The organism is Pseudoxanthomonas jiangsuensis (genome assembly GCF_010093185.1).
Classification (GTDB): domain Bacteria; phylum Pseudomonadota; class Gammaproteobacteria; order Xanthomonadales; family Xanthomonadaceae; genus Pseudoxanthomonas; species Pseudoxanthomonas jiangsuensis.
In genome coordinates this window covers 15634-42513 of sequence record NZ_PDWL01000012.1, presented here as the reverse complement: position 1 = coordinate 42513, position 26880 = coordinate 15634, and the positions used below count along the sequence as shown (strand labels likewise).

General features: G+C 72.2%; 24 protein-coding genes, 1 other RNA gene and 1 pseudogene. 16 read left to right on the top strand and 10 right to left on the bottom strand.

From position 1 onward, the window contains the following. Nucleotides 1-125: 125 nt before the first annotated feature. From CSC62_RS09110 to CSC62_RS09095, 4 genes are all read left to right on the top strand, one after another. Complete coding sequence (locus CSC62_RS09110) at nucleotides 126-3296, top strand: efflux RND transporter permease subunit (RefSeq protein ID WP_162405874.1); 3171 nt, start codon at nucleotides 126-128, stop codon at nucleotides 3294-3296. Between the two features lie 37 nt (nucleotides 3297-3333). Beyond that, the gene (locus CSC62_RS09105) at nucleotides 3334-4083 is read left to right on the top strand and encodes an SDR family oxidoreductase (protein WP_162405873.1); all 750 of its coding nucleotides are present in this window, start codon (nucleotides 3334-3336) and stop codon (nucleotides 4081-4083) included. After that, nucleotides 4077-5498, top strand: a complete 1422-nt coding sequence (locus CSC62_RS09100) for an efflux transporter outer membrane subunit (protein WP_162405872.1) — start codon at nucleotides 4077-4079, stop codon at nucleotides 5496-5498. The genes CSC62_RS09105 and CSC62_RS09100 overlap by 7 nt, the downstream gene beginning before the upstream one ends. A gap of 87 nt (nucleotides 5499-5585) precedes the next feature. Next, entirely contained in the window at nucleotides 5586-6056 is a 471-nt protein-coding gene (locus CSC62_RS09095; RefSeq protein ID WP_162405871.1) for an MgtC/SapB family protein, read from the top strand. Nucleotides 6057-6068: 12 nt separating this feature from the next. On the opposite strand, the gene CSC62_RS09090 is transcribed toward CSC62_RS09095, so the two are convergent. The 6 genes from CSC62_RS09090 to CSC62_RS17780 all read right to left on the bottom strand — a co-directional run bounded on the left by CSC62_RS09090 (nucleotide 6069) and on the right by CSC62_RS17780 (nucleotide 12626). Further along, the gene (locus CSC62_RS09090) at nucleotides 6069-6305 is read right to left on the bottom strand and encodes a hypothetical protein (RefSeq protein ID WP_162405870.1); all 237 of its coding nucleotides are present in this window, start codon (nucleotides 6303-6305) and stop codon (nucleotides 6069-6071) included. Nucleotides 6306-6384: 79 nt separating this feature from the next. After that, nucleotides 6385-9609, bottom strand: coding sequence for an efflux RND transporter permease subunit (locus CSC62_RS09085; protein ID WP_162405869.1), 3225 nt, complete (start codon nucleotides 9607-9609; stop codon nucleotides 6385-6387). Further along, the gene (locus tag CSC62_RS09080; RefSeq protein WP_162405868.1) at nucleotides 9599-10630 is read right to left on the bottom strand and encodes an efflux RND transporter periplasmic adaptor subunit; all 1032 of its coding nucleotides are present in this window, start codon (nucleotides 10628-10630) and stop codon (nucleotides 9599-9601) included. The genes CSC62_RS09085 and CSC62_RS09080 overlap by 11 nt, the downstream gene beginning before the upstream one ends. Continuing rightward, a complete protein-coding gene (locus CSC62_RS09075) occupies nucleotides 10627-11904 on the bottom strand; it encodes a TolC family protein (protein WP_162405867.1) in 1278 nt (425 codons plus the stop codon). Before CSC62_RS09075 ends, CSC62_RS09080 begins: the two co-directional genes overlap by 4 nt. Before the next feature lie 51 nt (nucleotides 11905-11955). Further along, nucleotides 11956-12360 carry a hypothetical protein gene (locus tag CSC62_RS09070; RefSeq protein ID WP_162405866.1) on the bottom strand — a complete coding sequence of 135 codons (405 nt, stop codon included), beginning with the start codon at nucleotides 12358-12360 and terminating at the stop codon, nucleotides 11956-11958. 92 nt (nucleotides 12361-12452) lie between these two features. Then, complete coding sequence (locus CSC62_RS17780) at nucleotides 12453-12626, bottom strand: hypothetical protein (RefSeq protein ID WP_170298362.1); 174 nt, start codon at nucleotides 12624-12626, stop codon at nucleotides 12453-12455. Between the two features lie 181 nt (nucleotides 12627-12807). On the opposite strand from CSC62_RS17780, the gene ssrA reads away from it, so the two are divergent. After that, nucleotides 12808-13162: a transfer-messenger RNA gene (gene ssrA / locus CSC62_RS09065) on the top strand. A 52-nt stretch (nucleotides 13163-13214) separates the two neighbouring features. Here ssrA and smpB read toward each other — a convergent pair. Continuing rightward, nucleotides 13215-13730, bottom strand: coding sequence for an SsrA-binding protein SmpB (smpB, locus tag CSC62_RS09060; RefSeq protein ID WP_162405865.1), 516 nt, complete (start codon nucleotides 13728-13730; stop codon nucleotides 13215-13217). A 49-nt stretch (nucleotides 13731-13779) separates the two neighbouring features. Here smpB and CSC62_RS09055 point away from each other — a divergent pair, with 49 nt between their 5' ends. Further along, nucleotides 13780-14208, top strand: coding sequence for a type II toxin-antitoxin system RatA family toxin (locus tag CSC62_RS09055; protein WP_162405864.1), 429 nt, complete (start codon nucleotides 13780-13782; stop codon nucleotides 14206-14208). Beyond that, complete coding sequence (locus CSC62_RS09050; RefSeq protein WP_162405863.1) at nucleotides 14205-14480, top strand: RnfH family protein; 276 nt, start codon at nucleotides 14205-14207, stop codon at nucleotides 14478-14480. Before CSC62_RS09055 ends, CSC62_RS09050 begins: the two co-directional genes overlap by 4 nt. Nucleotides 14481-14483: 3 nt before the next feature. On the opposite strand, the gene CSC62_RS09045 is transcribed toward CSC62_RS09050, so the two are convergent. Continuing rightward, nucleotides 14484-14885 carry an outer membrane protein assembly factor BamE gene (locus CSC62_RS09045; protein ID WP_162405862.1) on the bottom strand — a complete coding sequence of 134 codons (402 nt, stop codon included), beginning with the start codon at nucleotides 14883-14885 and terminating at the stop codon, nucleotides 14484-14486. Between the two features lie 104 nt (nucleotides 14886-14989). Here CSC62_RS09045 and fur point away from each other — a divergent pair, with 104 nt between their 5' ends. Beyond that, entirely contained in the window at nucleotides 14990-15400 is a 411-nt protein-coding gene (fur, locus tag CSC62_RS09040; RefSeq protein WP_162405861.1) for a ferric iron uptake transcriptional regulator, read from the top strand. 16 nt (nucleotides 15401-15416) lie between these two features. Here fur and recN read toward each other — a convergent pair whose 3' ends face one another. Continuing rightward, the gene (recN, locus tag CSC62_RS09035) at nucleotides 15417-17147 is read right to left on the bottom strand and encodes a DNA repair protein RecN (RefSeq protein WP_162405860.1); all 1731 of its coding nucleotides are present in this window, start codon (nucleotides 17145-17147) and stop codon (nucleotides 15417-15419) included. Between the two features lie 122 nt (nucleotides 17148-17269). Between recN and hrcA the strand changes: the two genes are divergently transcribed. The 6 genes and pseudogenes from hrcA (at nucleotide 17270) to CSC62_RS09005 (ending at nucleotide 24524) form a co-directional block, all read left to right on the top strand. After that, a complete protein-coding gene (hrcA, locus tag CSC62_RS09030; protein ID WP_162405859.1) occupies nucleotides 17270-18340 on the top strand; it encodes a heat-inducible transcriptional repressor HrcA in 1071 nt (356 codons plus the stop codon). A 112-nt stretch (nucleotides 18341-18452) separates the two neighbouring features. Next, nucleotides 18453-18968, top strand: a complete 516-nt coding sequence (grpE, locus tag CSC62_RS09025; protein ID WP_162405858.1) for a nucleotide exchange factor GrpE — start codon at nucleotides 18453-18455, stop codon at nucleotides 18966-18968. A gap of 106 nt (nucleotides 18969-19074) precedes the next feature. Further along, nucleotides 19075-21003, top strand: a pseudogene (gene dnaK, locus CSC62_RS09020) (molecular chaperone DnaK); the annotation flags it as partial. A gap of 138 nt (nucleotides 21004-21141) precedes the next feature. Next, complete coding sequence (gene dnaJ / locus CSC62_RS09015) at nucleotides 21142-22269, top strand: molecular chaperone DnaJ (protein ID WP_162405856.1); 1128 nt, start codon at nucleotides 21142-21144, stop codon at nucleotides 22267-22269. A gap of 210 nt (nucleotides 22270-22479) precedes the next feature. Then, nucleotides 22480-23388, top strand: a complete 909-nt coding sequence (pdxY, locus tag CSC62_RS09010) for a pyridoxal kinase (RefSeq protein WP_162405855.1) — start codon at nucleotides 22480-22482, stop codon at nucleotides 23386-23388. 5 nt (nucleotides 23389-23393) lie between these two features. Continuing rightward, nucleotides 23394-24524 carry a prephenate dehydrogenase gene (locus tag CSC62_RS09005; protein WP_211368965.1) on the top strand — a complete coding sequence of 377 codons (1131 nt, stop codon included), beginning with the start codon at nucleotides 23394-23396 and terminating at the stop codon, nucleotides 24522-24524. A gap of 42 nt (nucleotides 24525-24566) precedes the next feature. Here CSC62_RS09005 and CSC62_RS09000 read toward each other — a convergent pair whose 3' ends face one another. Then, entirely contained in the window at nucleotides 24567-24767 is a 201-nt protein-coding gene (locus CSC62_RS09000) for a hypothetical protein (protein WP_162405854.1), read from the bottom strand. A 126-nt stretch (nucleotides 24768-24893) separates the two neighbouring features. Between CSC62_RS09000 and CSC62_RS08995 the strand changes: the two genes are divergently transcribed. Together CSC62_RS08995 and CSC62_RS08990 are read left to right on the top strand one after the other, a co-directional pair. After that, nucleotides 24894-26093: an aminotransferase-like domain-containing protein gene (locus tag CSC62_RS08995; RefSeq protein ID WP_162405853.1), complete on the top strand. Its 1200-nt coding sequence runs from the start codon at nucleotides 24894-24896 to the stop codon at nucleotides 26091-26093. Between the two features lie 73 nt (nucleotides 26094-26166). Then, nucleotides 26167-26862: an MOSC domain-containing protein gene (locus CSC62_RS08990; protein ID WP_162405852.1), complete on the top strand. Its 696-nt coding sequence runs from the start codon at nucleotides 26167-26169 to the stop codon at nucleotides 26860-26862. Nucleotides 26863-26880 lie beyond the last annotated feature (18 nt).

Below are 26880 nucleotides of genomic sequence, written 5' to 3'. Positions count from 1 at the left end.
TGAACTGAACCCGGCGCCGCGCAGGACGCGCGGCGCCAAGCTCCCGGCCCGTCCTCCTCCTCTCCCTCTCCCGGTCAGCACGGGCGAGGGCGGGTCCTTCCTTTCCCGAAATCCAGGACATTCCCATGGACTTCTCCCGCTTCTTCATCGACCGGCCGATCTTCGCCGCGGTGCTGTCGATCGTGATCTTCGCCGCCGGCCTGATCGCGATCCCCCTGCTGCCGGTCGGCGAGTATCCCGACGTGGTGCCGCCCTCGGTGGTGGTGCGCACGGTCTATCCCGGCGCCAATCCCAAGGTCATCTCCGAGACCGTGGCCACCCCGCTGGAGGAGGCGATCAACGGCGTCGAGGACATGATGTACCTCAAGTCGGTGGCCGGCTCCGACGGCGTGCTGCAGCTGACCGTGACCTTCCGCCCGGGCACCGACCCGGACGAGGCCGCGGTGCGGGTGCAGAACCGGGTCGCCCAGGCCCAGGCGCGCCTGCCCGAGGACGTGCGCCGCCAGGGCGTGACAACCCAGAAGCAGTCGCCGGTGTTCCTGATGGTGGTCCACCTGACCTCCAAGGACGGCCGCTACGACTCGCTGTACCTGCGCAACTACATGCGCCTGCACGTCAAGGACGAGCTGGCGCGGATCCCCGGCGTCGGCGACGCCCAGCTGTTCGGCGGCGGAGACTACGCCATGCGGCTGTGGCTGGACCCGGACAAGGTCGCCGCCCGCGGCCTGACCGCCGGCGACGTGCTGGCCGCGGTGCGCGAGCAGAACGTGCAGGTCTCGGCAGGCCAGCTCGGCGCCGAGCCCATGCCCACCGGCAGCGACTTCCTTTTGCCGATCAACGCCAAGGGCCGGCTGGAGTCGGTCGAGGAGTTCGGCGGGATCGTGCTCAAGAGCGGCGCCGACGGCCAGGTCGTGCGCCTGGCCGACGTGGCCCGGATCGAGCTGGCCGCCGGCGACTACACCCTGCGCGCGCGCCTGGACGGCAAGAACGCCGCGGCGATCGGCATCTTCCAGGCCCCGGGCGCCAACGCCCTGGAGATCCGCGACGCGGTGGTCGGCAAGATGGCGCAGATCCGCCAGACCCTGCCGCCGGGGGTGGAGATCCAGTCGATCTACGACACCACCATCTTCGTGCGCGACTCGATCAAGTCGGTGATCAGCACCCTGCTGGAGGCGACCCTGCTGGTGGTACTGGTGGTGATCCTGTTCCTGCAGACCTGGCGCGCCTCGATCATCCCTCTGCTGGCGGTGCCGGTGTCGGTGGTGGGCACCTTCGCGGTGCTGTACCTGCTGGGCTATTCGATCAACACCCTGACCCTGTTCGGCCTGGTCCTGGCGATCGGGATCGTGGTCGACGACGCGATCGTGGTGGTGGAGAACGTGGAGCGCCACATCGAGGCCGGCGCCAGCCCGCTGCAGGCGGCGCACCTGGCGATGGGCGAGGTCAGCGGGCCGATCATCGCGATCGCGCTCGTGCTGTGCGCGGTGTTCGTACCGATGGCGTTCCTGACCGGGGTCACCGGCCAGTTCTACCAGCAGTTCGCGGTGACCATCGCCATCTCCACGGTGATCTCGGCGGTCAACTCGCTGACCCTGTCGCCGGCTTTGGCGGCCAAGCTGCTGCAGCCGCACGGTGCGCCGAAGGACCGCCTGAGCCGCGGCATCGAGCGCCTGTTCGGCTGGGTGTTCGGCCCGTTCAACCGCTTCTTCCGCCGCAGCTCGCAGCGTTACGAGACCTCGGTGGGCCGGATCCTCGGCCGCCGCGGCGCGGTGTTCGCGGTCTACGCCCTGCTGCTGGTCGGCGCCGGGGTGATGTTCAAGGCGGTGCCGGCCGGCTTCATCCCGGTGCAGGACAAGCTGTACGTGATCGCCGGGGTGAAGATGCCCGAGGGCGCCTCGATCGAGCGCACCGACGCGGTGCTGAAGAAGATGGCGGCGATCGCCATGGAAGTGGAGGGCGTGGACCACGAGGTCGCGTTCCCGGGCCTGAACCCGCTGCAGTTCACCAACACCCCGAACAACGGCGTGGTGTTCTTCACCCTGGCCCCGTTCGGCGAGCGCACCGCCAGCGCCGAGGCGATCACCGCCGAGCTCAACGCCCGCTTCTCGGCGATCGAGGAGGGCTTCACCTTCGCCTTCATGCCGCCGGCGATCCAGGGCCTGGGCAATGGCTCGGGCTGGTCGCTGTTCGTCGAGGACCGCACCCGGCTGGGCTACGGCGAGCTGCAGAACGCGGTCCAGGCCTTCCAGGGCGCGGCCTCGCAGGTACCGGGCATGGGCTTCCCGATCTCCAGCTACCAGGCCAACGTGCCGCAGCTGGACGCCGAGGTGGACCGGGTCAAGGCCAAGGTCCAGGGCGTGCCGTTGACCGGGCTGTTCGAGACCCTGCAGACCTACCTGGGCTCGGCCTACGTCAACGACTTCAACCTGTTCGGCCGCACCTGGCAGGTGATCGCACAGGCCGACGCGCCGTTCCGCGACGAGGTCACCGACATCGCCAACCTGCGCACCCGCAACGCCGCCGGGGAGATGGTGCCGGTCGGCTCGATGGTGCAGATCCGCCAGACCTACGGCCCCGACCCGGTGATCCGCTTCAACGGCTACCCGGCCGCCGACCTGCTCGGCGACGCCGATCCGCGGGTGCTGTCCTCGGGCGAGGCGATGGCCAGGGTCACCGAACTGGCGCAGCAGGTTTTGCCGCCGGGCATGGGCATCGACTGGAGCGACCTGAGCTTCCAGCAGGCGACCCAGGGCCGGGCCGCGCTGGTGGTGTTCCCGCTGGCGGTGCTGCTGGCCTTCCTGGTCCTGGCCGCGCTGTACGAGAGCTGGACCCTGCCTTTGGCGGTGATCCTGATCGTGCCGATGACCCTGCTGTCGGCCCTGCTGGGCGTGTGGGCGACCGGCGGCGACAACAACGTGTTCGTCCAGGTCGGGCTGGTGGTGCTGATGGGCCTGGCCTGCAAGAACGCGATCCTGATCGTGGAATTCGCCCGCGAGCTGGAGCTGCAGGGCAAGGGCATCGTCGAGTCGGCGCTGGAAGCCTGCCGCCTGCGCCTGCGCCCGATCGTGATGACCTCGGTGGCGTTCATCGCCGGCACCGTGCCGCTGGTGCTGTCCACCGGCGCCGGCGCTGAGGTGCGCTCGGTCACCGGCATCACCGTGTTCGCCGGCATGCTCGGCGTGACCCTGTTCGGCCTGTTCCTGACCCCCGTGTTCTACGTGGCCCTGCGCAAGCTGGCCAACCGTCCCCTGGTCTCGCATGCGCCGGCGGCCGACCCGGCCTCGCTGCACGCCTGATCCCACGACCTTCGTCCCGCAAGAGGAATCGAACCCAATGAACGCATCACAGAAGATCGCCCTGGTCACCGGCGCCACCCGCGGCATCGGCCGCGAGACCGTGCGCCAGCTCGCCGAAGCCGGTGTGCATACGCTCCTGGCCGGCCGCAACCGCGACAAGGCGGTGGAAGCCGCGCTCAACCTGCAGTCGCAGGGCCTGCCGGTCGAGGCCATCGCGCTGGACGTCACCGATCCGGCCAGCATTGCGGCGGCCGCCAGGGAGGTCGAGCAGCGCCACGGCAGGCTCGACATCCTGGTCAACAACGCGGGCATCCTCGTCGACGACGCCGGCAAGGGCGTGTCGGGCCAGTCTTTGCAGACCTGGCGCACCACGTTCGACACCAACGTCTTCGGCCTGATCGAGACCACCCAGGCCTTCCTGCCGCTGCTGCGCAGGTCGGAGGCCGGCCGCATCGTCAACGTGTCCAGCCTGCTGGGCTCGATCTCCGAGCACCAGAACCCGGCGTCCTTCATCTACGAGTTCAAGGGCGTGCCGGCCTACAACGTCTCCAAAAGCGCGGTGAACGCATGGACCGTGCACCTGGCACACGAGCTGAAGGACACCGGGATCAAGGTCAACACCATCCACCCGGGCTACGTGCAGACCGACATGAACAAGTCCGGCGACCAGCAGAATGGCGAGCTGTCCGTGCCGGAAGGCGCGCGCACCAGCGTGCGGCTCGCGCTGATCGGCAACGACGGGCCGACCGGCGGCTACTACTACTTCGACCAGGTGCTGCCATGGTGATCCGTCCGCTTTCCGTGGCCCTGGCCGCGGCCCTGCTGTCGGCCTGCGCGGTCGGCCCGGACTATCGCGCCGCCGCGCCGGCGCCGGTGGAACTGCGCAACGCGCAGGCGCCCGGCACCATTGCCGACTCGCCGGTGGCGCAGTGGTGGCGGCAGTTCGACGATCCGGTGCTGGACCGGCTGGTCACCGACGCCCTGCTGGCCAACGCCGACCTGCGCCTGGCCATGACCCGGGTGCGGGCGGCGCGGGCGGTGTTCGGCGAGCGCCGGCTGGATCCGTGGCCGCACGTGACCGCCGCCGCCGACGGCGAGCGCAGCCGCGCCCCGGACGCGGCCGGCGGCGGCATCGACGAGAGCTGGAGCCTGGGCTTCGACGCGGCCTGGGAGCTGGACCTGTTCGGCCGCCTGCGCCGCGGCGCCGAGGCCGCGCGTGCCGACCTGCAGGCCGAGCAGGAAGGGCTGGAGGACGTGCAGGTGAGCGTGGCCGCCGAGGTCGCGCGCCACTACTTCCTGCTGCGCGGCACCCAGAAGCGGATCGCGGTGGCCGAACGCACCCTGGCCAACCTCGGCCAGACCCAGCGCCTGACCGAGACCCGCCAGGACCTCGGCGCCGGCAGCGCGCTGGACGTCTACAGCAGCCAGGCGCGGCTGAAGGCGATCGAGGCGCAGATTCCCCTGCTGCGCGCCGAGGAGGCCGCCGCGCGCTACCGGCTGGCGGTCCTGCTCGGCCTGCAGCCGGGCGCGCTGGACGCGCAGCTGGTTCCGCGCGAGGCGCCGGCGTATGCCCGCGCCCTGCCTTTGGGCGATACCCGCGAGCTGCTGCGCAACCGCCCCGACGTGCGCGCGGCCGAGCGCCGCCTGGCCGGCGCCACCGCCCGGGTCGGGGTGGCCACCGCGGACCTGTTCCCGCGGATCAGCATCCGCGGTTTCGCCGGTTTCCTGTCCGGCGACTTCTCCGCGCTGGTGGCCGGGCGCAACGAAGCCTGGTCGGTGGCGCCGTCGATCGGCTGGGCCGCGTTCGACCTGGGCAGCGTGCGCGCGCGCCTGCGCGCGGCCGAGGCCGGCGCCGACGGCGCGGCGATCCAGTACGAGCAGGCGGTGCTGCTGGCGCTGGAGGACGCGGAGAACTCGCTGCAGGGCTACGCCCGCCGGCAGGAACGGCTGGCAATAGTCATTGCGCAAGCGCAGGCCGCGACCGAGGCCGAGCGCCTGGCCGCGGTCGGCTACCGCGAGGGCGCGTCCGACTTCCTGGTCCTGCTCGACGCCCAGCGCAACCAGCTGGCCGCCGACGATGCCCTGGCCGAGGCCGAGGCGGCGGTGAACATCGCCGCGGTGGCGGTGTACAAGGCGCTGGGCGGGGCCGGGACCGGCACCGGCGGCGGCATCGCCGCGGCGGAGCTGCCGGCGCGGCGCTGAGCGCGCGGCCCCGACGTCCCGGCCGGCGACGCCGTGCCGGCCGGGGTCTTCACGGCGCATCGGCGGCGCCGCGGCCATCGTGCGCGCATGGACTGGATCGAAGAGCTGCGGATACTGCCCGGGGTGCTGTACGCGATGGCGCTGGGCGGCGCGATCGGCTTCGAGCGCGAACTGAAGGACCGCCCGGCCGGCTTCCGCACCCACATGCTGGTGGCCGGCACCGCGGCCCTGCTGCTGGGCCTGAGCCGGATGGTGCTGGAGGACGGGCACTACGCCGGCCGCGGCCTGCAGATCGATCCTTTGCGCCTGGTCGAGGCGGTGGTGGCCGGGATCTCGTTCATCGGCGCCGGCACCATCTTCGCCCGCCGCGGCGGGCGCGGGGTGGAAGGCATCACCACCGCCGCCTCGCTGCTGGCGGTGGCGGCGATCGGCATCACCGTCGGCTTCCGGTACCATCTGCTGGCCGCGGCGATCACCGTGCTGACCCTGGCGGTGCTGACGGTCCTGCGCTGGTTCGAGTCGCGCAAGCCGGCCGACGCCGGGGCGCCGCCGAAGTAGCGTCGGTGGCGCTCAGACCCGGTCCTCGATCCCTTGCACGCCCGCATGCCCGGCGCAGTGCGCGCAGCAGAAGAAGCGGCCGTCGTGCTCGGCGCCGTGGCCGACGATCCGGCAGCCGCAGTGCTCGCAGGCCGGCGCCAGCGCATGGATCGCGCACTCGAACGAATCGTAGGTGCCGCGGCTGCCGTCGGCCTGGACGACCTGGAAGGCCTTGTCGTAGTCGTTGCCGCACACGTCGCAACGGGCCATGGGGACGCTCCTGTTGGTGGAGCGTCCCATTCCAGCGCCGGCGCCGTGAACGCATGGCGACAGCGACGTCGCGACGGTGTTATCCGGCCGCCGGCGCGTGCCGCCGTCCGTGCAGCCAGCGGTACAGGACCGGCAGCACCACCAGGGTCAGCAAGGTCGAGGAGACGATCCCGCCGATCACCACCGTGGCCAGCGGTCTCTGCACCTCCGAGCCGGGACCCACGTTCAGCGCCATCGGCAGGAAGCCCAGCGAGGCCACCAGCGCGGTCATCAGCACCGGCCGCAGCCGGCCCAGCGCGCCTTCGCGCACCGCCGGCTCCAGCGCCTGGCCTTCGGCGCGAAGCCGCCGGATCGCGCCGATCATCACCAGGCCGTTGAGCACCGCCACCCCGGACAGGGCGATGAAGCCCACCCCGGCCGAGATCGACAGCGGGATCCCGCGCAGGGCCAGCGCGACCACGCCGCCGGTCAGCGCCAGCGGCACCCCGGTGAAGACGATGGCGGCGTCGCGCGCCGAGCCGAACGCCCAGTACAGCAGCGCCAGGATCAGCAGCAGGGTCACCGGCACCACCACCGCCAGGCGCCGGCCGGCCGAGATCAGCTGCTCGAAGGTGCCGCCGTAGTCGACCCAGTAGCCGGCCGGCAGGGCCACGTCCGCGGTCACGCGCCTTTGCAGCTCGGCGACGAAGCCGCCCAGGTCGCGGCCGCGCACGTTGGCGGTCACCACCACCCGGCGCTTGCCGTTCTCGCGGTTGACCTGGTTGGGGCCGAGCACGGTCTCGATCCGCGCCACCTCGCGCAAAGGCACCGTGGTGGGCGCGCCGCTGGTCCAGGACGCTGCGCGCACCGACTCGTCCGCATGGGCGCCGGCGGGCAGGGGCACCGGCAGGTCGGCCAGCGCGGCCGGATCCTGGCGCAGGGCCTCGGGCAGGCGCACGACGATGTCGAAGCGGCGGTCGCCCTCGAACAGCTGCCCCGCGACCCGGCCGCCGACCGCCGTCGCCACCAGATCCTGGACGTCGCCGGGGTTGAGGCCGTAGCGGGTGAGGGCGCCGCGGTCGGGGACCACGGTGAGCATCGGCAGGCCGTCGGCCTGTTCCATGCGCACGTCCGCAGCGCCGTCCAGGGTGCGGGCCAGCGCCTCGATCCGGCGGCCGACCTGCGCCAGCGTCTCCAGGTCGTCGCCGTAGACCTTGACCGCCACGTCGGCGCGCACGCCGGAGATCAGCTCGTTCATCCGCATCTGGATCGGCTGGGTGAACTCGTAGTTGTTGCCGGGCAGGCGCCGGGCGGCGGCTTCGAGTTCTTCCAGCAGCGCGGCCTTGGGTTTGCGCGGGTCCGGCCAGCGCGCGCGCGGATGCAGGATCAGGAAGGTGTCGGTGACCGAGGGCGGCATCGGGTCGCTGGCCACCTCGCCGGTGCCGATCTTGCTGAACACGTGGTCCACCTCGGGGAAGGCGGCGAAGGTCTTCTCCAGGCTGGCCTGCATCGCCACCGCCTGACCCAGGCTGGTGCCGGGGATGCGCATCGCGTGCACGGTGATGTCGCCCTCGTCCAGGCTGGGCACGAACTCGCTGCCCAGGCGCGTGGCCAGCAGGCCGCAGGCGGCCACCAGCACGGCCGCGCCGGCCAGCACCGGCGTGCGCCGGCGCAGGGCCCGATCGAGCACGGGGCGGTAGCCGCGTCGCGCCCACTGCATCGGCCGGGTGTCCTTCTCCTCCACCCGGCCGCGCAGGAACAGGGCGATCGCCGCCGGCACGAAGGTCAGCGACAGCAGCATCGCCCCGGTCAGGGCCAGGACCACGGTGATCGCCATCGGGTGGAACATCCGTCCTTCCACCCCGGTGAGGGCGAATACCGGCAGGTACACCGCGGCGATGATGCCCAGGCCGAACAGGCTGGGGCGAATCACCTCGGCGCTGGCCGACGCGGTGGCGTCCAGGCGCTCCTCCTCGTCCAGCACCCGGCCCAGCGCGTGCTGCAGCTGGCCGAAGCGGCGCAGGCAGTTCTCGATGATGATCACCGCCCCGTCCACGATCAGGCCGAAGTCCAGCGCGCCCAGGCTCATTAGGTTGCCGGACACGCCGCCGCGGACCATGCCGGCCAGGGTGAACAGCATCGCCAGCGGGATCACCGCAGCGGTGATCAGCGCGGCGCGGAAGTTGCCGAGCAGGGCGAACAGGACCACGACCACCAGCAGGGCGCCTTCGACCAGGTTGGTGGCCACGGTGCGGATGGTGCGGTCGACCAGGGCGGTGCGGTCGTAGACGGCGGTGGCGCTCACGCCCGCCGGCAGGCTGCGGTTGGCCTCGGCCAGGCGCGCGGCGGCGGCCTGTGCCACCTGCCGGCTGTTGGCGCCAGCCAGCATGAACACCGTGCCTAGCACCACCTCCCCACCGTCCAGGGTGGCCGCGCCGGTGCGCAGTTCCAGGCCTTCGCCGACCTGGGCCACGTCGCCGACCCGGATCGGCACCCCGTCGCGGCGGTCCAGCACCACCTGGCGCAGGTCGTCCAGGCCGCCGACCTGGCCGGGCGCGCGGACCAGGAATTCCTGGCCGTTGCGCTCGATGTAGCCGGCGCCGACATTGCGGTTGTTGGCCGCCACCGCCGCGGCCACGTCGTCGAAGGTGAAGCCCAGCGCCACCAGCCGCGCCGGGTCCGGCGTGATGTGGACCTGGCGGGCGTAGCCGCCCTGGGTGTTGACCTCGGTCACCCCGGGCACCCGGCGCAGCTGCGGCCGGATCACCCAGTCCTGCAGGGTGCGCAGGTCGGTGGCGGTGTAGGGCGTGCCGTCGGCCTTGCGCGCGTCGGGCGCGGCCTGCACGGTGTACATGAAGATCTCGCCCATGCCGGTGGCGATCGGCCCCATCTCCGGTTCCAGTTCCGGCGGCAGCTGGGCGCGGGCCTGGGCGATGCGCTCGGCCACCTGCTGGCGGGCGAAGTACAGGTCGGTACCGTCGTCGAACACCACCGTCACCTGCGACAGGCCGTAGCGTGAGAGCGAGCGGGTGTGGTCCAGCCCGGGCAGGCCGGCCAGCGCGGTCTCCAGCGGGAAGGTGATCCTTTGCTCGGCCTCCAGCGGCGAGTAACCGGGCGCAGCGGTACTGACCTGCACCTGGACGTTGGTGATGTCCGGGGTGACGTCGATCGGCAGCTGGCGGAAGCTCCAGCCGCCGACCGCGACCAGCGCCAGGGTCAGCGCCAGCATCAGCCAGCGGTGGGCGATGGCCAGGCGCAGGATCCGTTCCAGCGCCCCGCGCGGCGGGGTGGGGGCGGGCCAGGCGGCGATGGGGTCAGTGCTCATGCGCGGCCCCCGCCTTGCCGATGTCGGCCTTGATCAGGTAGCTCTGCTCGACCACCACCAGGTCGCCCGGCTCCAGCCCGGACAGCACCTGGACCTGCTGCGCGTCGCGCCGGCCCAGTTCCAGCGGGTGGGCGACGTAGTCCTCGCCCTCGCGCACGAACGCCACCTCGCGTCCTTCCAGGGTCTGCAGGGCGCCCAGCGGCACCACCAGCGGCGCCGGCTGCCGGGCCACGGTGATCCGCGCCCTGACCGCCGATCCCGGGCGCCACAGCCCGTCCTCGTTGCGGATCGTGGCCCGGGCCACGGTGCTCTGGCTGGCGGTGGCGGTGCCGGGCAGCACCCGCTCCAGGGTGGTGGCGGTGCTGACGCCATCGCCCAGCCGGGTGACGGTGACCGGGGCGCCGGGCCGGATGTGGTCCATGTCCGCGCCGAACACGTGCAGGTCCACCCACAGCGTGGACAGGTCGGCGATCTCGAACAGCGGCATGGACTCGCTGGCGATCGCGCCAGGCGTGGCATTGCGCGCCAGGACCACCCCGGAGATCGGCGCGGTGACCGCGTACTCGGTCAGGCTCTGGTTGCTCTCCACCCGGGCCAGGACCTGGCCGGCGCGGACCGGGTCGCCGACGTTGGCCAGCAGCTGCCGCACCGGGCCGGGGAAGCGTGCGGCGACGTGGGCGAGGCGGCCCTCGACCGGAGTCAGCAGGCCCTGGACCTCGTGCTCGTCCGCGATGGTGCCCGGGCCGGCGGCGGCCACGCGGATGCCGGAGGCCTCGGCGACGTCGGCGGGGATGGTGGTGCGATCGCCGGCCTGGTCGTGTGCGTGGTCGTCGTCGCTCTCGCCGTGCGTGTCGTGCGTGTCGCTCCCGTCGGTCTCGCCGTCGTGGGCATGGCCGCTGGCGGCGGGGGCGTGGTCGTCATGGCCGGCATCGGAACCGGCGTTTCCGCCACAGCCGGCCAGGAGGAGGGCCAGCAGCGCCGCGGTCGCGGCCGGGGTGGGGAAGAGGCGGAACGTAATCATGGGGTCGGTCCTTGTGCGGGCGCGTGGCCGACGGCCAGCAGCGGCTGGCCGGTGAGGCGCTGCAGTTCGATCAGGGCGCGGTGGGCTTCCAGCGCGGCTTCGAGCCGACGCTGGCGTGCGGCGGTGTACTCGCTTTGCAGCTGCGCCGATTCCAGGTAGCTGGCGGCGCCGGCGCCCCAGGCGCGCGCGGCCGCGTCGGCGGCGCGGGCCAGGCGTGGCAACACGTCCTCGCCCAGGCGCCGGACTTCCAGGCGTGCGCCGGCGTAGCGGCCATGGGCCTCGACCAGGGTCGCGTACAAGGCGATGCCGCCGGCTTCGCGTTCGATCTCCAGCGCGGCCAGGCCGGCCTCCGCCGCGCGGATCTCCGGGCGCGCGCGCCGCGCGCCGCCCAGGGGCCAGGACAGGCCGGCGACCAGCGCGGTGTCGCCACCGTCCTGCAGGCGGCGCACGCCCAGCTGCCAGTCCAGGTCGGGTGCGGCGGCAGTGCGCGCCAGCTGCAGGCGGGCTTCGGCGATGCGCCGGGCATCGGTGAACCGGGCCAGCTCCGGGGTGGCGTCGAGCAAGGCGGCCAGCCGCGGCGCCGGCTCGATTTCCGGCAATTCCAGCAAGGCGGCGTCGGCCAGCTCGAAGTCCGGCGCGCGTTCGCCCCACAGGGCCGCCAGGTGCTGACGGGCTGCGTCGCGGGCCTGCACCGCGCGCGCTTCGTCCAGTTCGGCGCGGGCCAGGGCGGCCTGCGCGGTCAGCAGCACCGACTCGGGCGAGGCGCCGGCCTGCAGCCGCTGGCGCGCGGCGCCGACGGTGCGCTGGCGCTGGGCGATGTCCTCGCGGGCCAGGCCGATGCGGGCGTCGGCCGCGGCCACGGCCAGGTAGCGGCGCGCGGTCTCGGCCAGCAGGTCCAGGCGCTCGGCCTCGCGTTCGCTGGCCAGGGCATCGATCCGGTGCTGGGCCAGGGTGCGGCGCGCGTCGAGCTTGCCGCCGCGCTCGAACACGCCGGCCAGCGACAGGGTCAGCTCGGCGCCGTCGACCCCGCGCAGGGCGCCGCTGCCCAAGGCGTTCTCCAGTTCCAGGCCGGCGCGCAGCGGCGGGCGCAGCGCAGCCTGCTCCAGTTCGGCCAGGCGCTCGTCGCTGCGCGGGCCGAACAGGCGCAGCTCCGGATGGGTGCGGGCGACGCGGGCGAAGGCGTCGTCCAGGGTGAGGCGGTCGCCGGCGTGCGCGGGCAGGGCCCACGCCAACGCCGCGACCAGCGCGGCACGCGCCGCGGATCGCAGGAACATTCGGGAATCTCCGGTTTGACGAAAGGAAAGGCGGCCGCGGGCCGCGAGTCGTCAGGCGGAGATCGGGGGACGGAACGGGCTCAGGACCGGGGCCGAGGGCAACAGGCCGCGATCGGCGGGCAGGGGTGCGACTCCGGTGGTCCAGGCCAGCGCCGGCGCGTACGACATGCTCGGCAGGGCCGGGACCTGGCCGCAGCAATGGGCGAAGTGCAGCAGGGTATGCAGCAGGCCGGCGGCGCCGCGTTCGGGGCCATCGGCGTGTCCGTCGCCGGCGCGCCCGGCATCGGCCGGTCCGTCCGCGGCCGGCGCATGGGCGTGGCTGGCCGCGCCTTCATGGTCCAGTTCGTGCACTTCGCCGACCGCGCTGAGCACCGGACGCACGAGCAGGCCCAGCACCAGCAGCGCGACCAGCAGGCGCAGGGGTGTGGTCAGTGCGAGGGCACGCAGGCGGCGCATGCGCGCAAGGGTACCGGCGCGGAGGCGCGGGATGCAAAGCCGACGGTGGCTCGCCGGTGCGATACCGGCTGCGGAGGCCCCTGCGGAGTGGCTCAGGCCGGCGGGTCCTTGCTGCGGGTCCGCGACACCGCGGTGATGATGCCCAGGCCGAGGACCACCACCACCCCGACGGTGATCCACTGCGGTCCCAGCCCGGCCAGGTGCGCGCCGTAGGCCAGGCCGCAGGCCAGCAGGACCACGCCGGCTAGGTAGAGGACGAAGGACATCTGCGGCTCCTGCGGTGTGGTGGGCTTGGCGGCCGATGCTGCCGGCGCCGGCGTGGAGCCCGTGTATGCGCCGCCGCGGCAGATGAACGGGAGGGCGGGCCGCGGCGGACGCGGCTTGAAGCGGCCAGGGCGCGTCCCTACACTGGCTTCCGTCTGGCGATGATCCTCGCCCGCAGTTTCCGGGGGTGTCCTGGTTTCGACGGGGGTTGCGAAATCGACTGGCGCATGCCGAGGGGGCAGCTTTCCTCGTTAATCCAGCGGCAAACTCATAGTTGCCAACGACGACAACTACGCTCTCGCCGCTTAAGGCGTAGCCCCGAACCCACTTGTGCTCGTGCTCGTGGATGTAGGGTCATTATCACGGGATGCTCCGGCGGTGGTTACCTGTCAGCCGCCGGTCAAGACTCAACAGGCGTGTCCCGAGGTGCGCTTAGCACGCCGTGCTGCCAAGGGACGAGAACCAACGGTGAGCTAAGCATGTAGTGCCGGAGATGGAGTACCTTCGGACGGCGGTTCAACTCCGCCCACCTCCACCAATGCGAAGGCCCGGGTTTCCCCGGGCCTTTTCTTTTGCGCCGAACGGACCGCTCAAGCGTCCTTGTTGTGCCGGCGCATCGCCCGCTGCTTCTCGCGCTGCCAGTCGCGCTCCTTGGCGGTGTCGCGCTTGTCGTGCTCCTGCTTGCCCTTGGCCAGGGCGATCTCGAGCTTGACCTTGTTCCTGCTCCAGTACATCGCCGTGGGCACCAGGGTGTAGCCGTCGCGCTGGACGCCGCCGATCAGCTTGTCGATCTCGTGCCGGTGCAGCAGAAGCTTGCGGGTGCGGCGGTCGTTGGCCACGACGTGGGTGGAGGCCTGGATCAGCGGGGTGATCTGGGCGCCGATCAGGTAGATCTCGCCGTCCTGGACGTAGGCGTAGCCGTCGGTGAGGTTGGCGCGGCCGGCGCGGATCGACTTGACCTCCCAGCCCTGCAGGGCCAGGCCGGCCTCGAAGCGCTCGACCAGGTGGTATTCGTGGCGCGCGCGCTTGTTCAGGGCGATGGTGCGGTTGGCCGGTTCGGCCTTGGCTTTCGCCTTTGCCTTATCATGGGGCGGCTTCTTGCTCATCCCGCCATTGTCGCCCAATTCGGGCGTCCGCAGACGTTCCGCAGCATCAATGCCCAGCATCCAGCGCAGTGCCCTGGTCGGCCATTCGGCCGCCCGCATGTTCGACCTGGTCAACGACGTGGCCGCCTATCCGCGGCGCTTTTCCTGGTGCGAGCAGGCCCAGGTGCTGGAGCAGGACGAGGGCCGGATGCTGGCGCGGCTGGACCTGGGGCTGGGCTCTTTGCGCACCTGGTTCACCACCGAGAACCTGCTCGAGCGCCCGCACCGGATCGACATGCAGCTGCGCGATGGGCCGTTCAAGCGCCTGCACGGGCTCTGGCAGTTCCATGCGCTGGACGAGGACGCCTGCAAGGTCACCCTGACCCTGGACTTCGAGCCGTCCTCGCGGCTGCTGGCGCCGGTGTTCGCGCTCGGCTTCCAGGGCCTGGCCGACCGCATGGTCGACGACTTCGTGCGCGTGGCCGACCGCGGCGGATGAGCATCCGGGTGCAGGTGGTGATCGCCTGGCCGCACCGCTTCGAGCTGCGGACGCTGGAACTGGGCGAGGGCGCGACGGTGGGCGAGGCGGTGCGCCTGGCCGGGCTGGGCCACGAGGCGGAGGTGGCCGGCTACGCGGTGTTCGGCGTGGCCGCCGACGCGGGCACCCGGCTGCACGACGGCGACCGGGTGGAACTGCTCAGGCCATTGCAGGCCGATCCGAAGGAGGCGCGGCGGCGGCGTGCGGCCGCCGGCGATGGGGGACGGCGCTGAGCCTCAGCGGCCGCCGCGCTTGTCCTTTTCCTTGACCAGGTTCGGGCCGAACTGGCGCAGCGAGTTGCGGGCCAGCTGTTCGTCCTGTTCCGGGAAGTAGTCGCCTTCCCAGCGGGCCAGGCTGTCGTTCTCGAAGTGCAGGGTCAGGGTCTTGATCTCGACGTCGCCGCGGCGGTTGGTGCGCTGACTGGCCGAGTAGTCCCAGCGCTGGGCGTGGAACGGGTCGGCGATCGAGGGCGTGCCGAGCAGGCCGGCGACCTGTTGCTTGCTCAGGCCCGGGCGCAGCTGGTCGACCGCTTCCTTCTCCATCAGGTTGCCCTGGTAGATCGGCTGCTTGTAGAGGATGCCGCAGCCGGCGAGGGCGAGCGAAAGGGGAGCGATCAGCAGCAGGCGGAAGCTGGGCATTGCGGGCACGCGGGACGAAGTTGGGCCGATGATACACTCCCGGCGCGCCTGCGCAGCCGACCCGGGCGGCTGGCGGTAAACCGGCAGTGAATGGAGGAGATGCCATGGAGTCGAACGATCTGCGCCGCGTCGGCCTGAAGGTCACCCACCCGCGCATGCGCATCCTCGAGCTGCTGGAAGAGAAGCAACCCCAGCACCACCTCACCGCCGAGGACATCTACCGCCGCCTGCTCGACAAGGGCGACGAGATCGGCCTGGCCACGGTGTACCGGGTGCTGACCCAGTTCGAGGCCGCCGGCCTGGTGATCAAGCACAACTTCGAGGGCGGCCAGGCGATGTACGAACTGGACCGTGGCGGCCACCACGACCACATGGTCGACGTGGACACCGGCAAGATCATCGAGTTCGAGAGCGCGGAGATCGAGAAGCTGCAGCGCGAGATCGCGGCCAAGCACGGCTACGAGCTGGAAGAGCACTCGCTGGTGCTGTACGTGCGCAAGAAGCGCGGGCGCTGAGACGCCCGCGACGCCCTCAGGCCGCGCCGGCGGCGGCCTGTTTCCTGGACGGACGCGGCGATGCCGGGACGTCCGCCTGCACCGCTTCCTCGAGCAGCCGGCGCGCGGCCGCATGCGCCTCCGGGCCCACTTCCACGCCGCCGAGCATGCGCGCCAACTCCTCCTCGCGCGCGCGCGCGTCCAGGCGCGCGACCTCGCTGCGGGTCATGCCGTCCACCGGGGCCTTGCTGACCCGGTAGTGGGCGTGGCCCTGGGCGGCGACCTGCGGCAGGTGGGTCACGCACAGCACCTGGCGGGCGCGGCCGAGCGCGCGCAGCTTGCGGCCGACGATCTGCGCCACCGCGCCGCCGATGCCCGAGTCCACCTCGTCGAAGACCATGGTCGGCACCGCGTCCGAGCCGAGCGCGGCGACCTCGATGGCCAGCGAGATGCGCGACAGTTCGCCGCCGGAGGCGACCTTGCGCAAAGGCCGCGGCGGCTGGCCGGCGTTGGCCGCGACCATGAACTCCACCCGCTCGGCGCCGTTGGGATCGGGGCGTTCCTGCTCGTGCGGTTCCAGCTCGACCAGGAAGCGGCCGCCGCCCATGCCCAGTTCGGCGATCAGCACCGTGGTCGCCTCGGCCAGGGCCTGGCCGGCGGCCTGGCGGCTGGCGGTCAGGGCCGCCGCGGCTTCGCGCCAGGAGGTGGTGGCGGCGGCGAGTTCGCCATCCAGCCGGTCCAGGCGCTCGCCGGCGCTGCGCAGGGTTTCCAGCTCGGCGGCGATGCCGTCGCGGTGGCCGGCCAGTTCGGCCGGGGCCAGGCGGTGCTTGCGGGCCAGGTCGTGGACCCGGCCCAGGCGGCGTTCCAGTTCCTCGAAGCGGTCCGGGTCCAGTTCCAGATCGTCGCGGATCCGGCCGACCAGGGCCAGGGCCTCGGCGACCTGCAGGCTGGCGCCTTCCAGCAGGCCGTCGGCCTCGGCCAGGCGCGGCTCGTGCTCGGCGGCCCGGGCCAGGCCGGCGCGGGCCTGCTGCAGCAGGCGGTCCAGCGAGGGGCCGTCCTCGCCGCCGAGCCGGGCCACGGCCTCGTCGCAGGCGGCGATCAGGCCGGCGGCATTGGCCTGGCGGCGGTGGGCGGCGTCCAGGGCCTCCAGCGCGGCCGGGTCGAGGTCTTCCTTCTCCAGCTCGCCCAGCTGGTGTTCCAGCCAGCCGATCCGGTCGGAGACGTCGCCCTGGGCCAGCAGCCGCTCGCGCTCGGCCAGCAGGGCCTGCCAGGCCGCCGCGGCGGTGCGCACCGCGTCGCGTTGCGGCTCGTTACGAGCGTGGGCGTCGAGCAGGGCCAGCTGGCTGGGGCGGGAAAGCAGGGACTGGTGCTCGTGCTGGCCGTGGATCTCCACCAGCAGCCCGGCCAGTTCCGTCAGCTGAGCCAGGGTCACCGGGCGGCCGTTGATCCAGGCGCGGGAGCCGCCGTCGGCGCGGATCACCCGGCGCAGCTGGCACTGGCCGTCGTCCTCGTCCAGCTCGTTGCCGGCCAGCCAGGCGCGGGCGGGTGGGTTGCCGGACAGGTCGAAGTCGGCCGACAGCTCGGCCCGCTCGCTGCCGTGGCGGACCACGCCGCTGTCGGCGCGCAGGCCGGAAAGGAAGCCCAGGGCATCGACCAGCAAGGACTTGCCGGCGCCGGTCTCGCCGGAGATCACGGTCATGCCGGGGCCGAACTCCAGCTCGGTGGCGCGGACGACGGCGAAATCCTTGAGGGCGAGATGGGTCAGCATGGCCGGTATTGTAGGGGGCGGTGGCACGCATGGATGCTGCGGGGCCGTAGTCGCACGCCGCGCGACGGGGTAGGGAAGGAGCCCCGCTTGCGGCGCGGCCGGCCGGCCGCTATCTATTCGCCATGACCGCGCCCGCCACGCCGCCGCCGACCGTCCCGCTGGACCCCCGCGCCCGCCAGCTGCTGCGCACCCTGATCGGCCGCTACATCCACGACGGCGAGCCGGTCGGCTCGCAGACCCTGGCCCGGCATTCGGGTCTGGACGTCAGCCCGGCCACGATCCGCAACATCCTGGCCGAGCTGGAGGAGGTCGGCCTGCTCAGCTCGCCGCACACCTCGGCTGGGCGGGTACCGACCGCGCAGGGCTACCGGGTGTTCGTCGACAGCCTGCTGCAGGTGCGCTCGCTGGGCGAGCGCGAGGTCGCCCGCCTGCGCGCCGAGCTGACCGCCGGCGCCGGCACCCAGGCCCTGCTGGGCAACGCCTCCGAGCTGCTGTCGGCGATGACCCACTTCGTCGGCGTGGTCGGGGCGCCGCGGCGCGGCCAGTTCGCCTTCCGCCAGATCGACTTCGTGCCGCTGGGCGGGCGCCGGGTGCTGGCGATCGTGGTGTTCGCCGACGGCGAGGTCCAGAACCGGGTGGTCGAACCGCAAAGGGCGTTCGAGCCGGCCGAGCTGGAGAAGGTCGCCAACTACCTCAACACCCACTGCGCCGGCCGCCCGCTGGCGCAGATCCGGGCCACCCTGCTGCACGAGCTGCGCCAGGCCCGCGACGAGATGGAGCAGCTGCTGGCGCAGTCGGTGGAGCTGGCCGAGCAGGCGCTGGAGCCGCCCGGCGACGACATGGTCCTGGCCGGGCAGACCCGGCTGATGGGCCTGCAGGACCTGTCCGACGTGGAGCGGCTGCGCGAGCTGTTCGAGGCCTTCGCCCGCAAGCGCGAGATCCTGCAGCTGCTCGAACGCACCCAGCGCGCGCCCGGGGTGCGGATCTTCATCGGCGAGGAGACCGGGCTGGCGCCGCTGGAGGGCATGTCCCTGGTCACCGCCCCGTACGGCGCCGGCGGCCAGGTGCTGGGGGTGCTGGGGGTGATCGGCCCCAGCCGGATGGCCTACGACCGGGTGATCCCGGTGGTCCAGGCCGCGGCCGACGTGCTCGGCGCGGCGTTGCAGCCGCCGGGCGAGCGCACCGGACCCTGAGGCGCGCCGCCGGCCCGGCGGCCCGATGCCGTGACCGCCCTTGAATAGGCCCGGTCCGGCCCCCATTGGGCCGTGATGGGCGGCCGGGAGCGCCGCCACGGAGCCGATTCGCATGACCCAGAACGAGACCCCATCCCACGCCCACGAGTCCGCCGAGGCCAGCCTCGAGGCGCAGCTGCGCGACGAGATCGCCGCCCTGCATTCGGAGATCGAGCAGCTGCGGATGGATTCCCTGCGCGAGCGCGCCGACCTGGAGAACCAGCGCAAGCGCGTGGCCCGCGACGTCGAGCAGGCCCGCAAGTTCGCCAACGAGCGCCTGCTGGGCGAACTGCTGCCGGTGTTCGACAGCCTCGACGCCGGCCTGGCCGCCGCGGTCGAGCAGAGCGGCCCGCTCAAGGAAGGCATGGAACTGACCTACCGCCAGCTGCTCAAGGTCGCCGCCGACAACGGCCTGGCCGTGGTCGATCCGGCCGGCCAGCCGTTCAATCCCGATCACCACCAGGCCATCAGCCAGGCCGACCCGGGCCAGGCCGCGCCGGGCACCGTGCTGCAGGTGTTCCAGAAGGGCTACCTGCTGAATGAGCGGCTGCTGCGCCCGGCCCTGGTCGTGGTCGCGCGCCAGGACTGAATCCTTCTCTTCAGCGCTGAGACGCCCTCTTGAACGGCGCCCGCGCACCCCTATCTAGCGATCAAGGCCGGCCGTCAGCGGCCCACCACATTCCCGAGGGAGCACCCACACTATGAGCAAGATCATCGGCATCGACCTGGGCACCACCAATTCCTGCGTGGCGATCATGGACGGCGGCAAGGCCCGCGTGATCGAGAACGCCGAGGGCGACCGCACCACGCCCTCGATCGTCGCCTACACCAAGGACGGCGAGGTCCTGGTCGGCGCGCCGGCCAAGCGCCAGGCGGTGACCAACCCGAAGAACACCTTCTACGCGGTCAAGCGCCTGATCGGCCGCAAGTTCACCGACGCCGAGGTGCAGAAGGACCTGGGCCTGGTGCCGTACGCGATCGCCGCCCACGACAACGGCGACGCCTGGGTGGTCACCTCCGAGGGCCGCAAGATGGCCCCGCAGGAGATCTCGGCCAAGGTCCTGGAGAAGATGAAGAAGACCGCCGAGGCCTTCCTCGGCGAGAGCGTGACCGAGGCGGTGATCACCGTCCCGGCCTACTTCAACGACAGCCAGCGCCAGGCGACCAAGGACGCCGGCCGGATCGCCGGCCTGGACGTCAAGCGCATCATCAACGAGCCCACCGCCGCGGCCCTGGCCTACGGCCTGGACAAGAACGGCGGCGACCGCAAGATCGTCGTGTACGACCTGGGCGGCGGCACCTTCGACGTGTCGATCATCGAGATCGCCTCGGTCGACGGCGAGAAGCAGTTCGAGGTGCTGGCCACCAACGGCGACACCTTCCTGGGCGGCGAGGACTTCGACGCGCGCGTGATCGACTACCTGGTCGAGGAGTTCCAGAAGGACCAGGGCATCGACCTGCGCAAGGACCCGCTGGCCCTGCAGCGCCTGAAGGACGCGGCCGAGCGCGCCAAGATCGAGCTGTCCAGCGCGCAGCAGACCGAGGTCAACCTGCCGTACATCACCGCCGACGCGTCGGGCCCGAAGCACCTGACCATCAAGCTGACCCGGGCCAAGCTCGAAGCGCTGGTGGACGACCTGGTGAAGAAGACCATCGAGCCGTGCCGGATCGCGCTGAAGGATGCCGGCCTGCGCGCCAGCGACATCGGCGAGGTGATCCTGGTCGGCGGGCAGACCCGCATGCCCAAGGTGCAGGCGGCGGTGGCCGAGTTCTTCGGCAAGGAGCCGCGCAAGGACGTCAACCCGGACGAGGCCGTGGCCCTGGGCGCGGCGGTGCAGGGCGGGGTGCTGGCCGGCGACGTCAAGGACGTGCTGCTGCTGGACGTGACCCCGCTGAGCCTGGGCATCGAGACCCTGGGCGGGGTGATGACCAAGATCATCGAGAAGAACACCACGGTGCCGACCAAGGCCTCGCAGGTGTTCTCCACCGCCGAGGACAACCAGTCCGCGGTGACCGTGCACGTGCTCCAGGGCGAGCGCGAGCAGGCCCGCTTCAACAAGTCGCTGGCCAAGTTCGACCTGACCGGGATCGAGCCGGCCCCGCGCGGCCTGCCGCAGGTGGAGGTGAGCTTCGACATCGACGCCAACGGCATCGTCCACGTCACCGCCAAGGACAAGAAGACCGGCAAGGAGCAGAAGGTCGAGATCAAGGCCGGCTCGGGCCTGTCCGAGGAGGAGATCGCGCGGATGGTGGCCGACGCCGAGGCCCACCGCGAGGAGGACAAGAAGTTCCATGACCTGGTCCAGGCCCGCAACCAGGCCGACGGCCTGATCCACGCGACCCGCGGCGCGATCACCGAGCACGGCGAGAAGGTGCCGGGCGACGTGATCGGCCGGGTGGAAGGCGCCATCGCCGACCTGGAAACCGCGCTCAAGGGCGACGACAAGGCCCAGATCGAGGCCAAGGCCAAGGCGCTGGAGGAGGCCGGGCAGTCGCTGTACGCGGCGGCCGCGGCCGGCCAGCAGCCGGGCGGCGACGCCGGTGCCGGCCCGTCCCCGGGCGCCGGCGCCCAGGACGACGTGGTCGACGCCGAGTTCACCGAGGTCAAGGACGACAAGAAGTAAGCCGCTAGAACTGGCAGGGCGCCGCCACCGGCGCCCCGACCGCAGCCCGCGCCGCCCCGCAAGGCGGCGGCGCGGGCTGTCCCATGAAACGGGCCGCCCGGCCCGGCAAGGCGGCCAGCGGCACGCCCGGAACGACCGATGAGCAAGCGCGACTACTACGAAGTGCTGGGCGTTGCCCGCAACGCCGGCGACGACGAGCTGAAGAAGGCCTATCGCCGCTGCGCGATGAAGCACCACCCGGACCGCAATCCGGGCGACGCCGCGGCCGAGGCCGCGTTCAAGGAGTGCAAGGAGGCCTACGAGGTGCTGTCCGATCCGGGCAAGCGCCGTGCCTACGACGCCCACGGCCATGCCGCGTTCGAGCACGGCATGGGCGGTGGCGGCGGCCCGGCCCCGGACATGGGCGACATCTTCGGCGACATCTTCGGCACGATCTTCGGCGGTGCCGCCGGCGGTGGCCGTGCCGCGCGCCGCGGCGCCGACATCGGCTACGTGATGGAGCTGGACCTGGAGGAGGCGGTCGCCGGGGTCGACAAGCGGATCGAGATCCCGACCCTGTCCGAGTGCGGCCACTGCAAGGGCAGCGGCTCGGAGGACGGCAAGGTCGAGACCTGCGGCACTTGCCACGGCCGCGGCCAGGTGCGTTTCCAGCGCGGCATCTTCACCATGCAGCAGGCCTGCCCGGAATGCGGCGGCCGCGGCCAGGCGATCCGCAATCCCTGCAAGGAGTGCCACGGCGCCGGCCGGATCGAGGACGAGAAGGTCCTGTCGGTGAAGATCCCCGCCGGGGTGGACAGCGGCGACCGCATCCGCCTGACCGGCGAGGGCGAGGCCGGTCCGCCGGGTACCCCGCCGGGCGACCTGTACGTGGAAGTGCGGGTGCGCGAGCACGCGATCTTCCGCCGCGACGGCGACGACCTGCACTGCGACGTGCCGATCCGCATCTCCCAGGCCGCGCTCGGCGACTCGGTCAGCGTGCCCACGCTCGACGGCGAGGCCGAGATCCGCATCCCGGCCGAGACCCAGGGCGGCAAGGTGTTCCGCCTGCGCGGCAAGGGCGTCAAGTCGGTGCGCAGCCGCACCCCGGGCGACCTGTACTGCCGGGTGGTGGTGGAGACTCCGGTCAACCTCACTGCCGAGCAGCGCGAGCTGCTGGAGAAGTTCGAGGCCACCTTCACCGGCGAAGAGGGCCGCCGGCATTCGCCGCGTTCGGCCACCTTCCTCGACGGGGTCAAGTCGTTCTGGGACCGGATGACCTCGTCCTGAGGCATCAGGCCACTTTTCCGCGACGACGGCTCCACGCCGCGATCCACGCGCCCATCGTTTCGCGCGCATCCATCGTCGCGTATATGCCAGTCATGCCGCGACCCGCAAATATCGCGGGGGAATCAGCCTATTTCCGTTGCAGCTGAAACGCTGCGCGCCGCGCATGAAGCGACGCGCTAGCATGCGTGGCCCCGCACCACGAACGATTCGATGAGCGACACGCTGGAAAGCCACCTGGTCCACGAACGCCGCAACCGGCCCGACGGACCCTCGCCGGTGGACCTGGTGTCGGTGCAGTCGCAACTGGCCTACGGCTACGCCGGCAACAGCGCCGCGGTGCCGGTTTTGCGCATGCTCGGCGTGCGCGTGGCCGAGGTGCCGACCACCCTGCTCAGCAACACGCCCTTCTATCCGACCTTGCGCGGCCGGGTGCTGCCCTCGGACTGGCTGGCCGAACTGCTGCAGGGCCTGGACGAGCGCGGCGTCACCGCGCGCGCGCCGCTCCTGGTGTCCGGCTACTTCGGCAGCGTTGCCAATGGCGAGGCCTTCGCCGCCTGGCTGGAACGCAACCACGCCGCCGGCACCGCGCCGCGCTACCTGCTCGATCCGGTGATCGGCGACACCCACACCGGCGCCTACGTCGAGCCGGGGCTGGAAGCGGTGTTCGCGCAGCGCCTGTTGCCGCTGGCGTGGATGGTCACGCCCAACGCCTTCGAACTGGAACGCCTGAGCGGCCAGCCCGCGCTGCTCGAGGCCGACGCCCTGGCCGCCGCGCGCGCCCTGCTGGCGCGCGGCCCGCAATGGGTACTGGCGCACAGCGTGGTGGGCGAGGGCGACGGCCTGGTCACCCTGCTGGTCGGCCACGAGGGCGCCTGGCGGCTGCAGTCGCCGCGCCTGGACGTCGACGTGGCCGGCACCGGCGACGTGCTGACCGCCCTGCTGGCGACCTTCCTGCTGCGCGGGCAGACGCCGGCGCGCGCCGCCGAGCGCGCCCTGGCCGGCGTCCACGCCGCGCTGGAATCGACCCTGGCCAACGGCTGGGAGGAACTGGACGTGCAGGCCGCGCCCGCCGCGGCCCTGGCCGAAGGCGCGGCGCGCTTCCCGGCGGTGGCCTGGTGAACGCTTTGCGCGCGGTGGCCGACGACGCCCGGCCGGTGGTTGGCCTGGTCGGCAGCGACGGGGCCTACGGCCGCTGGCTGCGGCGCTTCTTCGAGCAGCGCATGGGCCTGGAGGTGCTCGGCCACGATCCGGCCGACCCGGCCAGCGACCCGCCCGAACGCCTGCTCGAGCAGGCCCGGGTGCTGGTGTTCGCCACCCCGATCCGGCAGACCTCGGACCTGATCGCCGAATACGTGGCCCGTTCCGGCGGGCGCGAGCGCGGCCGGCTGTGGCTGGACATCACCTCGCTCAAGCAGGCGCCGGTGGACGCGATGCTGGCCTCGCAGGCCGAGGTCGTGGGCCTGCACCCGATGACCGCGCCGCTGAAGACCCCGACCCTCAAGGGCCGGGTGGTGGTGGTCTGCGAGCAGCGCCTGGACGCGTGGCGGCCCTGGCTGCAGACCCTACTGGACGCCCTGCAGGGCGAATACGTGCGGACCACGCCCGACCACCACGACCGGGTGATGGCCCTGGTCCAGGCGATGGTGCATGCCGCCCACCTGGGCCAGGCGGGGGTTTTGCGCAGCTTCGCCGCCGAACTGGGCCAGCCGCCGGCGCTGATGCCGTACCGCTCGATCGGCTTCGAGATGGACACCGCGGTGATCGCCCGGATCCTGTCGCTGAACCCGGAGATCTACGAGGACATCCAGTTCGGCAACCCGCACACCGCCGAGGTGCTGGCGCGCCTGGGCGCCGAGATCGGCCGCCTGCAGGCGCTGGTGGAGCGGGGCGACGACGCGGCCCGCGCCGAGTTCCGCGAGCACTACCTGTCCGCCAACCGCCAGGCCTGGGGCGAGACCGCGGTGGCCGACGGCAGCTACACCTTCGAGCGGGTCGGCTACCTGCTGGCCGACCTGACCGAGACCCGGCGCCTGAGCGTGCACCTGCCCGAGGACCGGGCCGGCTCCCTGCGCGCCCTGCTGCACGTGTTCGAGGAGCACGGCGTCAGCCTGTCCTCGATCCACTCCTCGCGCACCCCGGCCGGCGAGATCCACTTCCGGATCGGCTTCGACCCGGGCGTGGACGTGGCCGCGCTGCGCGCCGCCGCCGCGGCGATCGACCGCAGCGGCGTGGGCCGGGTGCTGGAGCAGCCCTGAGCGACCGGGCCGTGGGCCGAGCGCAGGCCGCTGCGCGGGACCTCAGTCCGCGGTCAGCACCAAGGTGCCATCGGCGTTGGCGAAGCGGTTCTCGCGGCGCTGCAGGCGCTGGCCGTCGGCCAGTTCGTAGCGCAGGGAGGGTTCGCCGGTGTCGTCCGTGGTCGCGGCCTGGCCGTCGCGGAATTCGATGATGATGTAGGGATTGCCGTCGTTGCCGGTGGCGGGGAACTGGCGGAAGGACATGGCGGCCTCCTGGTCCGATGCGCCGGGGCGCGGTAGCGCCGATTATTCGCCCGGTTGCTTAAGTCCGCGTCGCCGGTCCGTGAACGTTCCATACGGCGGCGTGGCCGGGCCGCTACAATGCGGGCCATGAGCACCCAATACACCCTGTCCCGGCGCGCCCGGGGACTCACCAGTTCGGCCATCCGCGAAATCCTCAAGGTCACCGAGCGTCCCGAGGTCATCTCCTTCGCCGGCGGCCTGCCGTCGCCGGCCACCTTCCCGGTCGAGCGCATGCGCGAGGCCACCGACAGGGTCCTGCGCGAGGCGCCGCAGGCGGCCCTGCAATACGGCCCGACCGAGGGCCTGACGCCCCTGCGCGAATGGATCGCCGCACGCCTGAGCCGCGACGGGGTCACCATCCCGGCCTCGCGGGTGCTGGTCACCACCGGTTCGCAGCAGGGCCTGGACCTGCTGGGCAAGGTCCTGATCGACGAGGGCAGCAAGGTCCTGGTCGAGACCCCGAGCTACCTCGGCGCGCTGCAGGCGTTCTCGCTGTTCGAGCCGCAGTTCGCCTCGCTGCCCAGCGACGGGCACGGCATCGTCACCGACGCGCTCACCCCCGAGCAGCTGGCCGGCGCGCGCTTCCTGTACTGCCTGCCCAACTTCCAGAACCCCACCGGCCGGCGCATGAGCCTGGAGCGGCGCAAGGCCCTGGTCGCCCTGGCCGCGCAGGCCGGCGTGCCGCTGGTCGAGGACGATCCCTACGGCGAGCTGTCCTACGGCGGCGAGGCGCTGCCCAGCCTTCTGTCGATGAACCCGGACGGGGTCATCTACATGGGCTCGTTCTCCAAGGTACTGGCCCCGGGCCTGCGCCTGGGCTATGTGGTGGCGCCGGAGGAGGTGCTGGGCAAGATGGTCCAGGCCAAGCAGGCCGCCGACCTGCACACGCCCTCGTTCTCGCAGAGGATCGTGTACGAGACCGTCCAGGACGGCTTCATCGACCGCCACATCCCCACGATCCGCACGCTCTACGGCCAGCAGTGCGAGCACATGCTGGCGGCGCTGGAGCGCGAGTTCCCGGCGCAGGTGAAGTGGAACCGCCCCGAGGGCGGCATGTTCATCTGGGTCGAGCTGCCGGAGGGCATCGACAGCGGCGCCCTGCTGGCCAAGGCGGTGGAGCGCAACGTGGCCTTCGTGCCGGGCGCGCCGTTCTACGCCACCGAGCCGAGGACGAACACCCTGCGCCTGTCCTTCGTCACCGTGCCGGGCGAGAAGATCGACGCCGGGGTGAAGATCCTGGGCGAGCTGCTCAAGGCCGAGATCGCCGCGTTGCCGGCGTCGGCCTGAGTCCGGGCGTGACGACGATGCGGCCGCTCGCGTCACTGGACCGGGCGGCCGCCTTGCATTCGCGGGTTCATCGGTGAGCCCGCGCGTGCTGGCCCGGATCGAGGCGGTGCTCACCGGCCGGGCGGTCGACTACACCCGTCCCGGCAGCCGCAGCGCGATCGCCAAGGTCGCGGTCGCCGGCGCGGTGGAGGTCGGCGTCGAAGGCCTGGCCGGCGACGAGCAGGGCGACCGCCGGGTCCACGGCGGGCCGGACAAGGCGATCCATCACTATCCGCGCGAGCACTACGCCACCTGGGCGGAGGAGATCGGTGCACACCCTCTGTTCGCCATGCCCGGCGCGTTCGGCGAGAACCTCAGCACCACCGGGGTGAGCGAGGCCGACCTGTGCCTGGGCGACCGCCTGCGCCTGGGCACTGCCCTGGTGGAGGTCTCGCAGGGGCGGCAGCCGTGCTGGAAGCTGTCGGACCGCTTCGGCATCGCCGACATGGCCCGCCGGGTCCAGGACAGCGGCCGCAGCGGCTGGTACTACCGGGTGCTCGCGCCGGGTGCGGTGCAGGCCGGCGACACGCTGGAACTGCTGGAGCGCCCGCACCCGCACTGGCCCCTGCCGCGGCTGGCCGAACTGCTGTACCGGCGCACGCTCGACCGCGGCGAACTGGCCGCGGCCCTGGAGCTGCCGCTGGTGCCGTCCTGGCGCGCGGTGTTCGAGCGGCGGCTGGAGCAGGGCGGCACCGAGAGCTGGGCGTCGCGGCTGGGCGGGCCCCTGTAGGAGCCGGTCTTGCCGGCG

Excerpts from the sequence above, each read along its gene's own strand:
- CSC62_RS09110 (WP_162405874.1), top strand. The coding sequence starts at position 126 with ATGGACTTCTCCCGCTTCTTCATCGACCGGCCGATCTTCGCCGCGGTG.
- CSC62_RS09105 (WP_162405873.1), top strand. The coding sequence starts at position 3,334 with ATGAACGCATCACAGAAGATCGCCCTGGTCACCGGCGCCACCCGCGGC.
- CSC62_RS09100 (WP_162405872.1), top strand. The coding sequence starts at position 4,077 with ATGGTGATCCGTCCGCTTTCCGTGGCCCTGGCCGCGGCCCTGCTGTCG.
- CSC62_RS09095 (WP_162405871.1), top strand. The coding sequence starts at position 5,586 with ATGGACTGGATCGAAGAGCTGCGGATACTGCCCGGGGTGCTGTACGCG.
- CSC62_RS09090 (WP_162405870.1), bottom strand. The coding sequence starts at position 6,305 with ATGGCCCGTTGCGACGTGTGCGGCAACGACTACGACAAGGCCTTCCAG.
- CSC62_RS09085 (WP_162405869.1), bottom strand. The coding sequence starts at position 9,609 with ATGAGCACTGACCCCATCGCCGCCTGGCCCGCCCCCACCCCGCCGCGC.
- CSC62_RS09080 (WP_162405868.1), bottom strand. The coding sequence starts at position 10,630 with ATGATTACGTTCCGCCTCTTCCCCACCCCGGCCGCGACCGCGGCGCTG.
- CSC62_RS09075 (WP_162405867.1), bottom strand. The coding sequence starts at position 11,904 with ATGTTCCTGCGATCCGCGGCGCGTGCCGCGCTGGTCGCGGCGTTGGCG.
- CSC62_RS09070 (WP_162405866.1), bottom strand. The coding sequence starts at position 12,360 with ATGCGCCGCCTGCGTGCCCTCGCACTGACCACACCCCTGCGCCTGCTG.
- CSC62_RS17780 (WP_170298362.1), bottom strand. The coding sequence starts at position 12,626 with ATGTCCTTCGTCCTCTACCTAGCCGGCGTGGTCCTGCTGGCCTGCGGC.
- smpB (WP_162405865.1), bottom strand. The coding sequence starts at position 13,730 with ATGAGCAAGAAGCCGCCCCATGATAAGGCAAAGGCGAAAGCCAAGGCC.
- CSC62_RS09055 (WP_162405864.1), top strand. The coding sequence starts at position 13,780 with ATGCCCAGCATCCAGCGCAGTGCCCTGGTCGGCCATTCGGCCGCCCGC.
- CSC62_RS09050 (WP_162405863.1), top strand. The coding sequence starts at position 14,205 with ATGAGCATCCGGGTGCAGGTGGTGATCGCCTGGCCGCACCGCTTCGAG.
- CSC62_RS09045 (WP_162405862.1), bottom strand. The coding sequence starts at position 14,885 with ATGCCCAGCTTCCGCCTGCTGCTGATCGCTCCCCTTTCGCTCGCCCTC.
- fur (WP_162405861.1), top strand. The coding sequence starts at position 14,990 with ATGGAGTCGAACGATCTGCGCCGCGTCGGCCTGAAGGTCACCCACCCG.
- recN (WP_162405860.1), bottom strand. The coding sequence starts at position 17,147 with ATGCTGACCCATCTCGCCCTCAAGGATTTCGCCGTCGTCCGCGCCACC.
- hrcA (WP_162405859.1), top strand. The coding sequence starts at position 17,270 with ATGACCGCGCCCGCCACGCCGCCGCCGACCGTCCCGCTGGACCCCCGC.
- grpE (WP_162405858.1), top strand. The coding sequence starts at position 18,453 with ATGACCCAGAACGAGACCCCATCCCACGCCCACGAGTCCGCCGAGGCC.
- dnaJ (WP_162405856.1), top strand. The coding sequence starts at position 21,142 with ATGAGCAAGCGCGACTACTACGAAGTGCTGGGCGTTGCCCGCAACGCC.
- pdxY (WP_162405855.1), top strand. The coding sequence starts at position 22,480 with ATGAGCGACACGCTGGAAAGCCACCTGGTCCACGAACGCCGCAACCGG.
- CSC62_RS09000 (WP_162405854.1), bottom strand. The coding sequence starts at position 24,767 with ATGTCCTTCCGCCAGTTCCCCGCCACCGGCAACGACGGCAATCCCTAC.
- CSC62_RS08995 (WP_162405853.1), top strand. The coding sequence starts at position 24,894 with ATGAGCACCCAATACACCCTGTCCCGGCGCGCCCGGGGACTCACCAGT.